The sequence below is a fragment of the Ruegeria sp. G2 genome, from assembly GCF_056533505.1.
Window position 1 is genome coordinate 18608 of record NZ_JBQFON010000004.1, and the last position, 13328, is coordinate 31935.

The following is a 13328-nucleotide window of genomic DNA, read 5'->3' on the forward strand; positions in this document are numbered from 1 at the left end:
AGTTCGGTAAGTTCAATCTCCGAGTGCGGAGTTTTCACCCGTGAAGACCCGCACAAGCAGGCTCGAGATCCAGCTTAGGGCGTACCATGTCAGTAAGAAACCAACACATTCCAAGGCAAATGAGCCCCATTTATAAAATAAGTCGGCTATGACGAATGCACTCAACAACCACGGTCCTTCCTGGCGCAAAAAAGACTTTAATCCTTGTGATTTCATCGCTGTATGCATGGTATGATCCAATCTTTTGAAACTAATCTAGTTGGTTAAACTATTGCAGGAGGATGACGTCGAGGCGCATCATAGCGCTGCTGTGAGAACCAAGTCATTGTTGGTTCGATGTCGCTTTGCGTGCTCCCACCTTGCAGCGTGTAGCCAGCGGCAAGCCAGGTAAACCCGTCATCTGCAATCTCGGCACAGTTCGTGTAGTCACCCCATTTGCCCAAGGACGGCGTATGCGTTCCTTGCCGCGCGAGGGACAATCGCCAAGCTCCATCTATATCGTCATAGGTACCAATGACATGACTTGGATGCAGATTGCCCCCACCGGCGAATATCGACAGCCCGACGTCGCCGAACCGATTTACGGCTGTCGAGGGATAGGAAAACGCGATCTGATCATTCCAGATGTCAGGCTCGTCGATCAGGGACATTGTGGCTTCGTCGATGCGCACGGTCCGGACAAATGGGTTTGGCCTGTTTGCTTGTTGGTTGGCTGTCCACATGAACCCCAGCGCGCCTCGCCCTAACCAACCGGCCATTATGCGTGGATCGGTCCTGGACATCCAGTCGCCGCCTCCAACTGTAGGCGCGGAATAGCTGCCCGCAAACCACGGGGTGACATCGATGTCGAATTCATCAACGTCCGGTGAGTTCTCTGGCCACCTGAATACACGGATTTGCGAGTTCGAATTGTGGCTGGCGAAGTACATCGAACCGCGCGCGCCCTGAACACAACGTAGTGAGAAATTATGCTGCGTTTCGAATATGTCAAAAGATAATCCAGCGGCAGCTGCAAGTTCGTCCAGCGATATACGCAATATGACGCACCTCCTAAAAAGGTTGCTGCTGGCCGAGAACACGTTGGTTCCCGCATACAGGTAGTTTTCTGAAAGAGAGACATGGTTGTAGTCAAACCATTCGCCGTTCCACGATGGGTCAATTCCCGCCGGTGTGAAATCCCAGAGGTTCCAGTTGTCATTTCCAAGTGTGCGGCCTTGCTTGACCGCAACACGTAATGTGTTGGTCCCGTTCTGTTCGATATATTGAAGCAGCCAGATCAATAAATCCCGGCTTGGGTCATATATGGTGGTCTGATCGCAGCAGAAACCTCCATCTGCTGGCGGAAACAAGGTGAAAGGGCTCATATGCGACCAGCTTTGGCCACCATCCAAAGACCGGCTGGCGTACCAGTTTCCAGTGGCCAGTATCTGATTTCCGTTGTTTGAGACCGTGGGCTCGCCGACTGTCGACGTTTGCCCGTTTGTATCAAAATCTGTTAGATTTACTGTGTTGAATATCCTTGGCTGATGGGTCGAGGGCATGGCAGCCTCCGTAATAGTAATGTCAAAATGTGTCAGTAATCCAATTCGGTTGGGTCCGCCTCGCTTGCAGAACTGTCAGAGTTGTCTTCCTCCAATGGCGGACCACCTTTTCGGCGAACCTTTGAAACCTTCTCGTCGCGTTCACTAAGAGTTTGGGGTGTCATCAGGCCCGATGCTTCTGCCCTTTCACCTAAAGCGGAATGGGCAGACGGTTGCGGTCGAACCTCGACACTTCCTTTGCGGGTACTGTGCTTTTTGCTAGCTTGATTTGCCATTCATCTCTCCTATCCGTTCGTTTGTAAACGTATCCGAATTGGCAGGTCGTCAGATGATGTTGAATATGGCTACACTACCAGATTTCCCCCGATTCTTCAATTAAAGGGCTTCTGCACGCTTTTGAATGACAGGGATTGGCAGGTCAAAACGGCAGCATTCTCGATAGGCGACCTGAACGCGGAAACAGGCAGGCCTGCAGGGAATGATAGATGTCTGGTTTCCCGTTAAAGATGGATGTTACGGCCTTGCCGTTTTCGTCCACCGCCGGAAACCAGCCGCCATTTTGATGGTCCACAAATCGTTCATTCGCATAACCCCAGAGAGTTCTGTACCAGTGCTCATCTTCTGCTTTTTTATCAATTCTGATCAATGCAGCAACGGCACTGATCGCTTCGGTTACAGGCCACCAGAACCGGTTCTCGTTTGAGACTTGTCCATCAAAGTCCAACGTATAAGCGATGCCTCCGCCGGGAAGCCAGGCATCACGCAGGGCCTGTTCAATCAACTGACGCGCAGAATGCGGTGCGTCGGTGTTCGGGCGACCCGACAGATCCCAATATTGCAGTTGCAACCGTCCCAATTCAAACGAATGTCCCGGAGTTGTACCGGCTGGCCTAAACATCGGATTGCCCACATATGCGCGATCAATCTGCCAGTCGCTCGTGTAATGTTCTGGCAATCGCCAGTTTTCTTTGGGTGCGACTCTGCCGACAAAGAAATCCAGAATGCGGCCTGCACGGGATAAATACACCTTGTCCCCTGTTGCTTCAAACGCGGTAAGCAGGGCTTCGACACCATGCATATTTGCATTCATCCCGCGATAGTCGGAGAACGGCGTCCAATCTCTGTTCCATTCGTCGCAAAACAGTCCCGCTTCTTCGTCCCAAAAATGTGTATCCAGAACCTTTCGAGCGTAAGTCATGAGCCTGTCCGCGCCCGGATGACCTGCCTGCTTTGCGCTCGCCGCCGCAAGAAGAACAAAGACGTGCCCGTAAGCCAGTTTGCGATCATCAACGACGCGGTCACCTTCCAGCGCCCAGAAAAATCCACCAAATTCCGCGTCTCGGTGAGAGCTCTCAAGAAATGCCATACCGTGGTCAACTATCTTTTCGGCACCCTTAAATCCGAAGAGATGACCCATTGCATAAGAATGGATCATTCTGGTGGTCGTGTGCAGTTCCTGCACCTCGCCAGGCAGGGGGGTGCCGTCATGATCAAGCAGAGAGAAACCAGGCCCATTTCGGCAGCTTGCACTGAAAAATTCAAGCTGATGACGAGCCTGTTCCATCAACCAGTTCTGGTGCTCTGGCGTGTCCAGCCAAAAACCTGTTTCAGAATCCAGCCCGACCGGAAGTAGCTTATCAGTTGTCATTCTTATCGTCCCACCTGCGTTAAACGACGGTGCACGCCGCGTCTCACAATACCGCCTTTGAGGTTTTCAATGCTGCAATCGCATCAATTCTTCCAGAATGGTAGATGCCTAATTTTGAGGAAACACTACCACCCCCGATTTGTTTGACCAGACCACGGGAGTTAAGGGCAATTTTTGTGTAGTGATTGGTGAAATTGGACCAATGAAGTTTCGCACGGGAAGGCAGTCTCCACCTGAGTAACGCTGGACATAGCCAGATAGCCTTGCATCATATAGGCTGTGTTCGCAGCTTACATGTCGCCACACTGCGATGGCGAGTGCAGGTTTATATGAGGCTTTGCGAGGGGGGCATGTTCTCATTGTTCAGTGTTAGTTCAATTGTGAGCAAACAATCGCATAGTCATGCGATGTCTGAAAACGGTGTGAGCTGATGGTACTACACCCGGCTGGTCCTAATACTGATCTTGGCGCGATGGAGCATCGCCATCTCACAGTCATGATGGTGGATCTTGTCGGATCAACTGTTCTCGCCCAGACCCTTGATCCCGAGGATTTGCTATCGACCACGCTGCGCTATCAGAAATTGGTCGAACATGCCACCAATGCCTTTGGAGGCAGCGTGCTGCAGATCGTCGGTGACGGAGTTTTGGTGGTCTTTGGGTGGCCTTCTTCCTGTGAAAACAATGCCGAAAGGGCCATGCGCTCGGCTTTGCGCATACATTCTGATCTGGCCGAATTGTCTGGCCCGACCGAATTGCAGTGCCGCATCGGAATCGCTTCTGGCGTCGTGCTGGTCGGGGATATTGCACTCGGGAGCAACATCCAGCCGGATGCGATCTTTGGCTCTACGCTAAATCTTGCTGCGCGGTTACAGGCCCTTGCTGAACCCGGTGGGACGCTGATATCCGCTGCGACCCGCGCACTGGGGGGCGAGCAGCTTGAGTTCGATGGCCTGGGTGCAAAGAGCCTTGCAGGATTTGATCGGCCCGTTCCAGTGTATCGCTTGGCAGGTGAGACCCGAATTCAGGTATTGGATAAAGACCGGATACCTTTGATCGGGCGGGACGCTGAGAGAGCACAACTTCATGCGGCTTGGTCTGACGTGGAAACTGGCAAAGGAAGGGTGGTTTATCTGCAGGGTGAAGCAGGAATCGGAAAGTCCCACTTGATCCGGGATCTGCGTTCGTCGGTGGGCCCCCAGGCCTGGGTGACGTATCATTGCAGTCCTTTTCATGTGAGCTCACCCTTTTTTCCATTCATTTCACAAATTGAACGCTGGTGCGGAATTCTCGACAGCGACGACATCGCGATCCGACGAAACCGAATGACGGAACATCTGGGTAATATTCTGGATGACAACCAGTTGGGCACCTTGTTTTTTGTTCTCGCGCCAGGACCCGGCGATCACGGACCCGCCAGCGAAGAGGCGCTGCGCACCGAAATCGTTACGATATTCCGTCGTGTCTTTGAGGGGTTAAGCCGCGAAGGGCCGGTGCTTGTTGTGGTCGAGGATATGCAATGGGCAGATCCGTCGACCCTTTCGGTTCTTCAAACTGTGGCAGAGCATCTTAGCAAATTACCTGTTCTGCTATTGTTGGCCGGGCGAAATCCTGTCACGCGGGCTATGGAAGAAAGCATCCCTTCGCTGCAGATAACTGCACTATCACCGCTGGATGATGACACCGCTGCGGTTTTGGCCGGTGCCGCATCAAATGCGCAGCTTAGTGATGAAACCATGGCGCAGATCGTGACCCGTGGGAACGGCATTCCTCTTTTCATCAAAGAATGCGCGACTGCTATGGCAGCTTCACCCGAACGTGGGCTGGGGGCCATTCCCGCGACACTTCACGACCTATTGGCGCAGCAAATAGACGAAGTGGGTGAATTGCGCCGTACAGCTGTCGAGGCGGCAGTCATAGGTAGTACATTTGGCGTACCTATGATGGCGCATATCAGCGGCATCTCAGAAGCCGAAGCTCATGAGGCAATACACCAGCTTGCCTCAACAGGTTTACTGCAACACCTGCCGGGTACAGGGAAAAATGCGAGCGGGGCCTGGCGGTTCAGGCACGAACTTGTCCGCGAAGCTGCCTATCAAAGCCTTGTACGGGACCGGCGTGCGCATTTACATCGACGCGCAGCCGAAGCCCTGAACGCACAGCCGGAGGCGGCCCGCAAACCGGAACAGATTGCACGTCACTGGGAGTTGGCAGGCGCGCCCGACAAAGCCGTAGCTGCCTGGATCGAAGCCGCTCGCATAAACTTGCGTCGTCATGCCAATCAAGAAGGTGCGCAGCACGTTAGAAACGGACTGCGGTTGCTGCAGAAACTACCTGCCGAACATCGTGAAGAGGCAGAACTTTCCTTGCAGTTTCTACTTGCAGCCGCCGAACGCGTCCGGATCGGATATGGCGCGGTTTCTGCAATTTCAGCCTTCGACCGTAGCTTTGAACTTTCCAAGAAACTCGGAGATCGCCGCACTTTGGTGCGCGCCGGCAGGGGTCTCTTTACCGCCGCGATGGTCAAAGGGGATTATCGCAAGGCCGAGCATTGGGGACAGGCGATGATCGATGCCCATGATGATCACCATACGTGCATGGTCGGCAATTACATACGTGGATCAGCGCTTGCACCGCGTGGACAGTTCATAGCTGCGGCGACTGCGCTGGAAAAAGCAGCTTTGCACGCCGAAGCACACGCTGCTGAGGCAGGAAACGATCCGGATGTCGCGGCGATGTTACAGATCGAGAGCATGGCTGCCTTGGTCGACAGTTTCCTGGGGAATACTGAACGTGCTTTGGCTCGCGCCAAAAGTGCGGTTGATGCTGCAGGGGCATTGGGGCAGTCGCTGACAGTGGCAAATGCGATGCATTGGCAGACCGAGATCTACATGCAGACCGATCATCCGGATTATCCGCATATGGCAAAGACTTTTGCAAAGATCGTGCGAGACAGTGTTGGCCCATATTACAACGCGGTTGCAACCGCGCATCTCGCGGGTTCGTCGATACGTTCGGGCGAACCGGCAAAGGGCGTCGCCTTGCTGCAATCGGCCTGGGAAAAAATGCATGCAACTGGAGCCAAGGCGGCAGGTGTTCTTGTCCATACTGAACTTGCGCGTGGCTTTCTCGCGCTTGGTCAAATCCCACAAGGTCTGGAAGCAGTTGATGCTGGTTTAAGATTTGCGGATCGAACCGGAGAGCGGAATTACGAAGCCGAGCTCAACCGGATCAGAGCTGCGCTGCTGGCAAAGCAGGAAGACGCTTCTGATGAGGCCGAGGCCGCGTGCCGAAGGGCGATACAGGTGGCCCGTGATCAGGGAGCTGCTCTTTATGAGAAACGAGCATTAGAAGATCTGGCCCGTCTGCGACCAGTTGACCCTGAGATTGCTGCACGTCTTGCCAAGCTGAATGATGCCGGGGTTTCGGCCTAGCGCCTTCGGCCCAATGCACAGTCATCCGGGGCAAGATTCAGACCAACAAATTCAGCGACCTGCGCAAATGAAGAGGTTTTTAGCAGCAGCCGATGACCCGTTTGCGAAAAGGTCTTGGCCGAGTACAGGTTCTTTGAGACCATTGGGTTGTTCATGAGTTGCGTGATCGCGTCATACCCCACCATTGACGTCATCAAGTCACCCATAATGACGGTCCCCTTGTGCTGCTCGGCGAACAAGCCCGGAAACAACTCGATCCGGTCAACATTGCAATACATTCTGCTCAGGTCGGCGATTAGCTCGTCGGCGAAGGGCTGATCCCCCACAAGATCCGCGATGCTCGAGTGTACTCGACGTTTAAAATGATGACGATAGGCGTTCAGCGAGGGAAGTCGTGCTTTGCGTGTAAGGGCAATCGTTGCTTCGACCGGTGAGGGCACACCTTTTGCAGGCCTTTCGAACAGAAAATCAGGTGTATTGCGCAGCGATATCCTGGCTGCGGGTTGGCGCGAGAGAGAGCGGATCATTTCCTCAAGTCCCGTTTGTTCGACGAGGCGAGGGTTGAACCGGAATCCAGTCGGCTCGACCTGAGCGCCGTCGATGATGAAACGCTCGGGGATCATTGAATGCCAACGGTACAGCAAATTGAATTCAATCGCGATTTGGTTTGAATGATGCCAACGCTGCCAGCGGTTGACGCCGACCGGCAGATGAAAAGGCATGTTTGCCACGTGGCTGATATAGTCCTCAATCACCAGCTTGATCAGCAGCGCGATCAGAGTGCATCGCGTGGTTTGGAACACGCGCTCTTTATCCCAACCGTCGGTGCCGCGTTTCTCGCGCCAGAGAAGATCGGCAAATGTATTGTGCGCGCGCATCATCAATGTGTTGATGGCACTATAGCCGATCGTGCCGTTGCCGTTGTCCAGGCCGGTTGCGTGAAAATCAAGCAGCCTTTGATCGACTTGTTGGCACGTCAGCTCGGGATGTGCGCGTTTCAAGGAGTTGCGCAGCTTGCACGGATCATGCAGGGGCCGCGCCGCATTATCACCCTCGGCGAGACTGCCATCAAATGGCGGGGCCAGCTTAACTCCACCGGATTGATCTTTCTGGAACAGCTTCGGCGGCCACATCTCGCCATTGTCGTCCATCCGAAACGCCAGTCGGTGGGTCATTTCGCCTGATTCAGGGTCTCTTTCGCGCAGCATATCAGTTTGAAAATCGTTCAATCCGTAGATCTGGCATAAATCGACTTCGTGGTTTGAATCAGTCTGATCAAACGGTCCGGTTGGCCCGAAGGTCCGCAGAAAGCTGTCGGTGAACCATTGCGCGACCGAGATGAAAAGAACGGTCGTGCCTTGCGGGCACAACAAGGTAAGCGGGCTGCCATCTATCTGAGTTCTGCGGCGAAACAAGTCGGCCACTTCACTTTCCGATGGCAGGATCGGTGAAGGATCTTCGGGCGGTGTGTGACGACCAATCCAGCGGTTGGAATAGACGCCCGGCCAGCTGGTATAGTCCGCACCCAATGTATAGGGCCGCGGCCGGTGCACCCGCGCTGCATTCGCAAGCCTCATGGCTGAGATATAGCTTGTCGTGCGTGGTGCGATCTTGAACCCAAGATTGATAAGATCATCAATATTCAGCATCTAAATGGCTCCAATTGATCATCGGTTTGGAAAACGGGCGCGGGCGAGGCTGAGATAAGTCTTAAGCCGGATTTCGTTGATCGGGCCCAGAGGTTTGTGCTCGGCGGTCACACGCCATGGCGAAAATGAAAAGGTATCACCATCGAGCGGATCAAATTCTGCATCTCTTTCGATGGTAATATCTGCGATGGGTGTAACCGTGCGATGAAACGGGTCAAGTGGTGCGTCCGGCTGTGGATCGCAGGCCCATCTGACGCGGTTATCGAGCGGATCGAAGTCGCTATCGTTTCGCGGTGGTTCGATTATACAGAACTCAAATCGATTGCCGTCACTGGCGACGTCCTGACGGAGTTTCAGGCTGATGCCGTCATGCTCGTCCACCGGTTTGGTTGCTACCTTATGTCGAACGCTGCGGGCGAGGTATCGTACTGTCAGGTCAACCCCCAGCCGATAGGGCGTCGTTGACCAGAAATGCGACTCGAATGGCGACTGCATGTAGTTCGAGGCAAAATCGCTCGCAGTCTGAAGATGTCGCCTGCCTTTTTGCGTGGCAAATGCGCGAAACAGGGCCACGAACCCTCGAGCAATCAGCTTCAATGACCAGCTGCGACGCTTATTTGCCGCGTGCTGGAGGGCTTGCAGCGTGGCGATCAGGCTGCTTAGCCGTTCATAATCGTCGGAAAGGTAGCTGGGAAAAGTGTCCCGATCGACAAGAACAAAGTCGAACTCATCGCTGATTTGCGAGATGTTGAGTTGTGAAAGTGCCTCGGCGTCGATCAGTTTGGTGCCCGGCACATCAAATAGTTTGACCGCCATTCCATGGGCATCGGTTTTACGATCGTCCAGATGCGCACCGTTGGAAAAGCGAACTGCTGCAGAATAACTTGCTGCCTTTTCGAAAAGGCCATGGCGCAACCTTTCCGGCAGATCGTCCCGGATTGTGAAAGTGGCTTTGACACATCCATGGCTGCGCCCATGTTGCGCTCTTAACCTTCGACCTTTCCACTTCGCGATCGCTTCAAAATTCTGATCGATGATATCGTCAACCACGTCTTCAGGTGAAGTGTTTGGCAAAGAATGTGTCAACGAACCCCCTTTCCCGAGCAAGCCCAGGCAATAATTAACCTCTACAAATATATCCGACAGCCAGCCCCTTCTAAATGCCCGCAGATTAACCCTTTTTGGTTTTTCTTTCAAACGAAGTGACTTATGGCAGCCTTATTGCCTCATTCCCTTCGATCTCAAACAGCCGTTTTCGCGTCAGAATGAAGTATACCGGTCAATAGTTGGTAGGGTGGGATCCATCGATTTACGACTTCAAAACGGACACGGTTGGCGCCGTATTCGCTAGTGTTGCGTTGGCTTACCTTCGAAGACTTAAGCTTGGAGAAAGTTATTGACGCATTTCTTGATCTCGGGCACTCAGGCAGCAGATGGTTCCCAACGATACGTCAGAGGGATGAAAAGGGAATACGGTGAGGAATGCCAAGCGGCGCCAATTCCGTAACTGCCCCCGCAACTGTAAGCGGTGAGCTATGCCAAATAGCCACTGACCCCAAGGGTCGGGAAGGTTGGCCAAGCGCAGACCCGCAAGTCAGGAGACCTGCCATCAATTGTTCAACCAACCCGGGGCGGGGCGTCCTGGAAGGAGGTATTGATGACACGTTTCACACGTGTGCACACGACTGGCAGCTTCCGTCTGCGCTTGGAAACAAGCGGAGTGAGAAATGTGAAAATCGCTGATCAATACATTGTCGACAACGTGAACCGCCGACGCGGGGTGCCTAAAGCGGTGTTCAGAATATTCAAAGCGTTACGATATAACATTGCAAGAACCTTAATTGCGCAATATACGGTGGCGAGATGACGAACAGTGTTGATCATATCCTTCTTGTCTGCGTGAGCTGCAGAAGTGGCGAAAGTGCAGACAAAGTACCCCAGGCGTTGAAGCATAGATTGCCGAGGGAATTTGTGATCCGCTCTGTGAATTGTATGGCGGGTTGTGAAAGGCCAATCACCATCGGCTTTCAGGCCCGTGGCAAAGCACAATATCTATTTGGTGACATTTCTACAGATGAAGATTTGGACGCGATCGTTGAATTTGCCCATCAGTATCTGCGCACTGGCGATGGTTGGACAAATGCCACTGATCGGCCAAGGGCATTGTTCACAAAAACTCTCTCACGCCTGCCGCGTATTGAGTTTGAGGAAGCGCTATGACCAAGCAAAGCTTTCTGATTGCCGAAAATCTGGAATATTACGCGCTTAACGGAGATATCTTGTTGCAAGGCGTGTCGTTCGCCTTGGGCGAGGGCGCTATTCTTGCGATCGCTGGTCCGAACGGGGCAGGTAAAACAACGCTTTTGAATCTACTCTGTGGTGCCGAGGCACTGGCATTGGGGGATGTGCGTATGAATGGACAAAGCCTCAAGCACCTATCCGCAAAAGAACGCGCCCGCATGATAGCCGTTGTCAGCCAGCAGGAATTTCCTGACGGGCGCCTGTCACTGCGTGATTATGTGGCATTGGGTCAGATCCCCATACGCGCAGATCGCTCGGCCGAAGATCATGCGCGCGAACTGAACCGGATATTAGACCTCACCCATTTAGGCATGTTGGCGGACAAGCGGATGGCTCAGCTTTCTGGGGGTGAGCGTCAGCGGGCTCATATTGCGCGCGCCTTGGCACAAAACCCCTCATTGCTGTTTCTCGATGAACCCACCAATCATCTGGACCCAGACGCAAAGGGGCGGATGCTATCGCTGGTCGCCGATCTTGGGGTCACAGTGGTAATGATCGTGCACGATCTGGTCATGATCCCTGAATTCGCCACACATGTTGCTTTGATGAAATCCACGCGCCTGACCGGATTTGGCACGGTCGCCGAAGTTCTGACGCCCGAACGGGTCCGTGAAACCTTTGGCGTGGATTATCTGTGCTTTCACCATGAGGGTCGCGTGATACCGGCTCTTGATATCCGAAGAACCACTGTTTCTACATAAACTCAGGAGAATATTGATGAAACACATCTGGTCCGTGGCTTTGGTCACTGCCATTGCAAGCAGCGCTGCAGCGCAGGAAGTCACCGTGGACAATTGCGGCGAACCTCTTGTGTTTGAGACGTTGCCGGAACGGTTGGTCGTGCATGACATGAACATGACGGATATGGCTTTTGCTTTGGGGCTACAGGATAAGATCGTCGGCCTCACCGGGATCACCGGCTGGTACAAGACCAGCCCGGAATTCGATACCTTGCGGGGTGACATTCCGGAGCTCGCGCCGAAATACCCCACTATTGAGAACCTAGTCGCAGCGGACCCAGATTTGTTTTTCGCGGGCTGGTATTATGGAATGAAACCGGGTGGGGATGTGACACCAGACACATTGGAACCCTTCGGGATCAAAACCATGATCCTGACCGAAAGCTGTGTGCATTTGGACAAGGATCGCCCCGAGTCCAGCATGGACCTGCTGTTTGACGATGTTCTGCGTCTTGGCAAGGTTATGCAGGTCGAGGACAAGGCCGAGGCGCTCGTGAGTGAATGGAAAGACGATTTGGCCGCGATCGAAGCGCAAACGACCGAGCTGCCGAAGCCTCGAGTTTTCTTGTTGGATGGTCCGGCGGATGCACCGTTCACTGCTGGGAAGTTTGCCATTCCCGATGCTATGATCGCTGCGGCGGGTGGTGAGAATGTCACCCATGACATGGATACAAGCTGGGGGCGTAGTTCCTGGGAAGCCGTGGCCGCATCTAACCCCGAGTTCCTGGTGCTGCTGGATTATCAGACCGGCAACGGCGCAGCAGATACCTTCAAATTCCTGCAAGAGCATCCGGTGATGTCGCAGACAGATGCCGTCAAGAATGAGCGTTGGATCGGCTTGCGGTACGAAGAATTGACACCTGGCCCCGCAAATATTGAGGCGATCTCGAAAATGGCTCAAGCGATGCATCCGGGCCTCAACTGATATGGGCCGATTTGGCTTAACACTTCTGCTGGGGGCGGCTATTTTGGCCGCCCTTGTGCTGGTTTCCACGATTTACGGAACTACCTCGATCCCGGTGTCTGAGACATTTACTGCTATTATGCGTGGCACGGGTATCGACGACGGCGAAATGTCTCCGATGCACCGGATCGTGTTTGATCTCAGGTTGCCCCGTGCATTGTTCGCCGCTGTGATAGGCGCCGGACTTGGTATCGTTGGCGTCGTCCTACAAACCACGACTCGCAACGATCTTGCCGACCCTTTTCTTTTTGGCTTGTCTTCGGGGGCCGCCGCAGGTGCGGTGTTTGTCATCACCGTAACCGGAGATGTGCTGGGTTTTTGGACACTGCCGCTCGCCGCCTTCTGCGGAGGGCTCGTCGCGTCGGGCGTTGTATTGGCGCTGGTTCACGGTTTGCGCACAAGTGCACCAGAGAAACTAATCCTGGCAGGATTGGCGGTTTCATTCCTGTTTTCAGCCATCACCAACTACTTGATATTTGCGGGTGACAACCGCGCTGCCCACTCGGTGATCTTCTGGATGTTAGGTGGATTGGGCCTGGCCCGCTGGGAGACGTTTCCGCTTGTTTGTGTTGGGCTGATCCTGATCCTAACGTATTCTCTGTATCGCAGTCGTTGGTTGGACGCGCTGCTTACGGGGGATTTAACCGCAGCAACTCTTGGGGTCCCTGTTCAGGGATTGAGATTCAGCATGTTTTTCACGGCAGCTTTGGCAACTGCAGTTTTTGTCTCGGTGGCGGGTGTGATCGGATTTGTTGGCCTAATGGTGCCACACATAGCCCGCGGAATTGCGGGACCTTTGCACAGCCACCTTGTACCGACTGCCGCGATTGTTGGCGCTGCGTTATTGACCGGCTCGGATATTCTCAGCAGGCTTTTGCTGGCGCCACAGGAGTTGCCAGTAGGGATTGTCACGACTTCCATAGGTTCTGTTTTTGTATTTTTGCTTTTGTTCAGAACAGCAAGAAACCAGCGGTGAATTTAAGTGACGAACAGCCGCAGCTATCGCTTTCCGGATTTAATCGCATCTCCGCTTCTTGATGGTCGCAATGAGC

General features: G+C 53.6%; 11 protein-coding genes and 1 riboswitch. Of the genes, 6 read left to right on the forward strand and 5 right to left on the reverse strand.

The annotated features are described in order from the left end of the window. Window positions 1–263: 263 nt before the first annotated feature. The 3 genes from ACR0DU_RS09065 to ACR0DU_RS09075 all read right to left on the reverse strand — a co-directional run bounded on the left by ACR0DU_RS09065 (window position 264) and on the right by ACR0DU_RS09075 (window position 3189). Window positions 264–1541, reverse strand: coding sequence for a hypothetical protein (locus ACR0DU_RS09065; protein ID WP_480873819.1), 1278 nt, complete (start codon window positions 1539–1541; stop codon window positions 264–266). A 32-nt stretch (window positions 1542–1573) separates the two neighbouring features. Then, window positions 1574–1816 (reverse strand): hypothetical protein, encoded by a 243-nt coding sequence (locus ACR0DU_RS09070; RefSeq protein WP_170780535.1) that lies wholly within the window; start codon window positions 1814–1816, stop codon window positions 1574–1576. Between the two features lie 143 nt (window positions 1817–1959). Continuing rightward, entirely contained in the window at window positions 1960–3189 is a 1230-nt protein-coding gene (locus ACR0DU_RS09075; protein ID WP_480873822.1) for an AGE family epimerase/isomerase, read from the reverse strand. 430 nt (window positions 3190–3619) lie between these two features. Between ACR0DU_RS09075 and ACR0DU_RS09080 the strand changes: the two genes are divergently transcribed. Continuing rightward, window positions 3620–6622, forward strand: a complete 3003-nt coding sequence (locus ACR0DU_RS09080; RefSeq protein ID WP_480873825.1) for an ATP-binding protein — start codon at window positions 3620–3622, stop codon at window positions 6620–6622. Here ACR0DU_RS09080 and ACR0DU_RS09085 read toward each other — a convergent pair. Together ACR0DU_RS09085 and ACR0DU_RS09090 are read right to left on the reverse strand one after the other, a co-directional pair. Then, on the reverse strand, window positions 6619–8271 hold the full coding sequence (locus ACR0DU_RS09085) for a peroxidase family protein (RefSeq protein WP_480873828.1): 1653 nt from the start codon (window positions 8269–8271) through the stop codon (window positions 6619–6621). The genes ACR0DU_RS09080 and ACR0DU_RS09085 overlap by 4 nt on opposite strands. A gap of 18 nt (window positions 8272–8289) precedes the next feature. Then, window positions 8290–9321 (reverse strand): catalase family protein, encoded by a 1032-nt coding sequence (locus ACR0DU_RS09090; RefSeq protein ID WP_480873830.1) that lies wholly within the window; start codon window positions 9319–9321, stop codon window positions 8290–8292. Window positions 9322–9688: 367 nt separating this feature from the next. Further along, window positions 9689–9896: riboswitch (cobalamin riboswitch) on the forward strand. 32 nt (window positions 9897–9928) lie between these two features. On the opposite strand from ACR0DU_RS09090, the gene ACR0DU_RS09095 reads away from it, so the two are divergent. Genes ACR0DU_RS09095 through ACR0DU_RS09115 form a run of 5 tightly spaced genes read left to right on the forward strand, consistent with a single transcriptional unit; the run spans window position 9929 to window position 13252 of the window. Beyond that, window positions 9929–10138, forward strand: coding sequence for a hypothetical protein (locus ACR0DU_RS09095; protein WP_170780530.1), 210 nt, complete (start codon window positions 9929–9931; stop codon window positions 10136–10138). Further along, window positions 10135–10491 (forward strand): DUF1636 domain-containing protein, encoded by a 357-nt coding sequence (locus ACR0DU_RS09100; RefSeq protein WP_170780529.1) that lies wholly within the window; start codon window positions 10135–10137, stop codon window positions 10489–10491. The genes ACR0DU_RS09095 and ACR0DU_RS09100 overlap by 4 nt, the downstream gene beginning before the upstream one ends. Beyond that, the gene (locus tag ACR0DU_RS09105) at window positions 10488–11273 is read left to right on the forward strand and encodes an ABC transporter ATP-binding protein (RefSeq protein ID WP_170780528.1); all 786 of its coding nucleotides are present in this window, start codon (window positions 10488–10490) and stop codon (window positions 11271–11273) included. Before ACR0DU_RS09100 ends, ACR0DU_RS09105 begins: the two co-directional genes overlap by 4 nt. Window positions 11274–11289: 16 nt before the next feature. Beyond that, on the forward strand, window positions 11290–12237 hold the full coding sequence (locus tag ACR0DU_RS09110; RefSeq protein WP_480873834.1) for an ABC transporter substrate-binding protein: 948 nt from the start codon (window positions 11290–11292) through the stop codon (window positions 12235–12237). Between the two features lies 1 nt (window position 12238). Further along, window positions 12239–13252 (forward strand): FecCD family ABC transporter permease, encoded by a 1014-nt coding sequence (locus ACR0DU_RS09115; protein ID WP_010441617.1) that lies wholly within the window; start codon window positions 12239–12241, stop codon window positions 13250–13252. Window positions 13253–13328: the final 76 nt, after the last annotated feature.

Excerpts from the sequence above, each read along its gene's own strand:
- ACR0DU_RS09110 (WP_480873834.1), top strand. The coding sequence starts at position 11,290 with ATGAAACACATCTGGTCCGTGGCTTTGGTCACTGCCATTGCAAGCAGC.
- ACR0DU_RS09100 (WP_170780529.1), top strand. The coding sequence starts at position 10,135 with ATGACGAACAGTGTTGATCATATCCTTCTTGTCTGCGTGAGCTGCAGA.
- ACR0DU_RS09070 (WP_170780535.1), bottom strand. The coding sequence starts at position 1,816 with ATGGCAAATCAAGCTAGCAAAAAGCACAGTACCCGCAAAGGAAGTGTC.
- ACR0DU_RS09080 (WP_480873825.1), top strand. The coding sequence starts at position 3,620 with ATGGTACTACACCCGGCTGGTCCTAATACTGATCTTGGCGCGATGGAG.
- ACR0DU_RS09105 (WP_170780528.1), top strand. The coding sequence starts at position 10,488 with ATGACCAAGCAAAGCTTTCTGATTGCCGAAAATCTGGAATATTACGCG.
- ACR0DU_RS09075 (WP_480873822.1), bottom strand. The coding sequence starts at position 3,189 with ATGACAACTGATAAGCTACTTCCGGTCGGGCTGGATTCTGAAACAGGT.
- ACR0DU_RS09095 (WP_170780530.1), top strand. The coding sequence starts at position 9,929 with ATGACACGTTTCACACGTGTGCACACGACTGGCAGCTTCCGTCTGCGC.
- ACR0DU_RS09065 (WP_480873819.1), bottom strand. The coding sequence starts at position 1,541 with ATGCCCTCGACCCATCAGCCAAGGATATTCAACACAGTAAATCTAACA.
- ACR0DU_RS09085 (WP_480873828.1), bottom strand. The coding sequence starts at position 8,271 with ATGCTGAATATTGATGATCTTATCAATCTTGGGTTCAAGATCGCACCA.
- ACR0DU_RS09115 (WP_010441617.1), top strand. The coding sequence starts at position 12,239 with ATGGGCCGATTTGGCTTAACACTTCTGCTGGGGGCGGCTATTTTGGCC.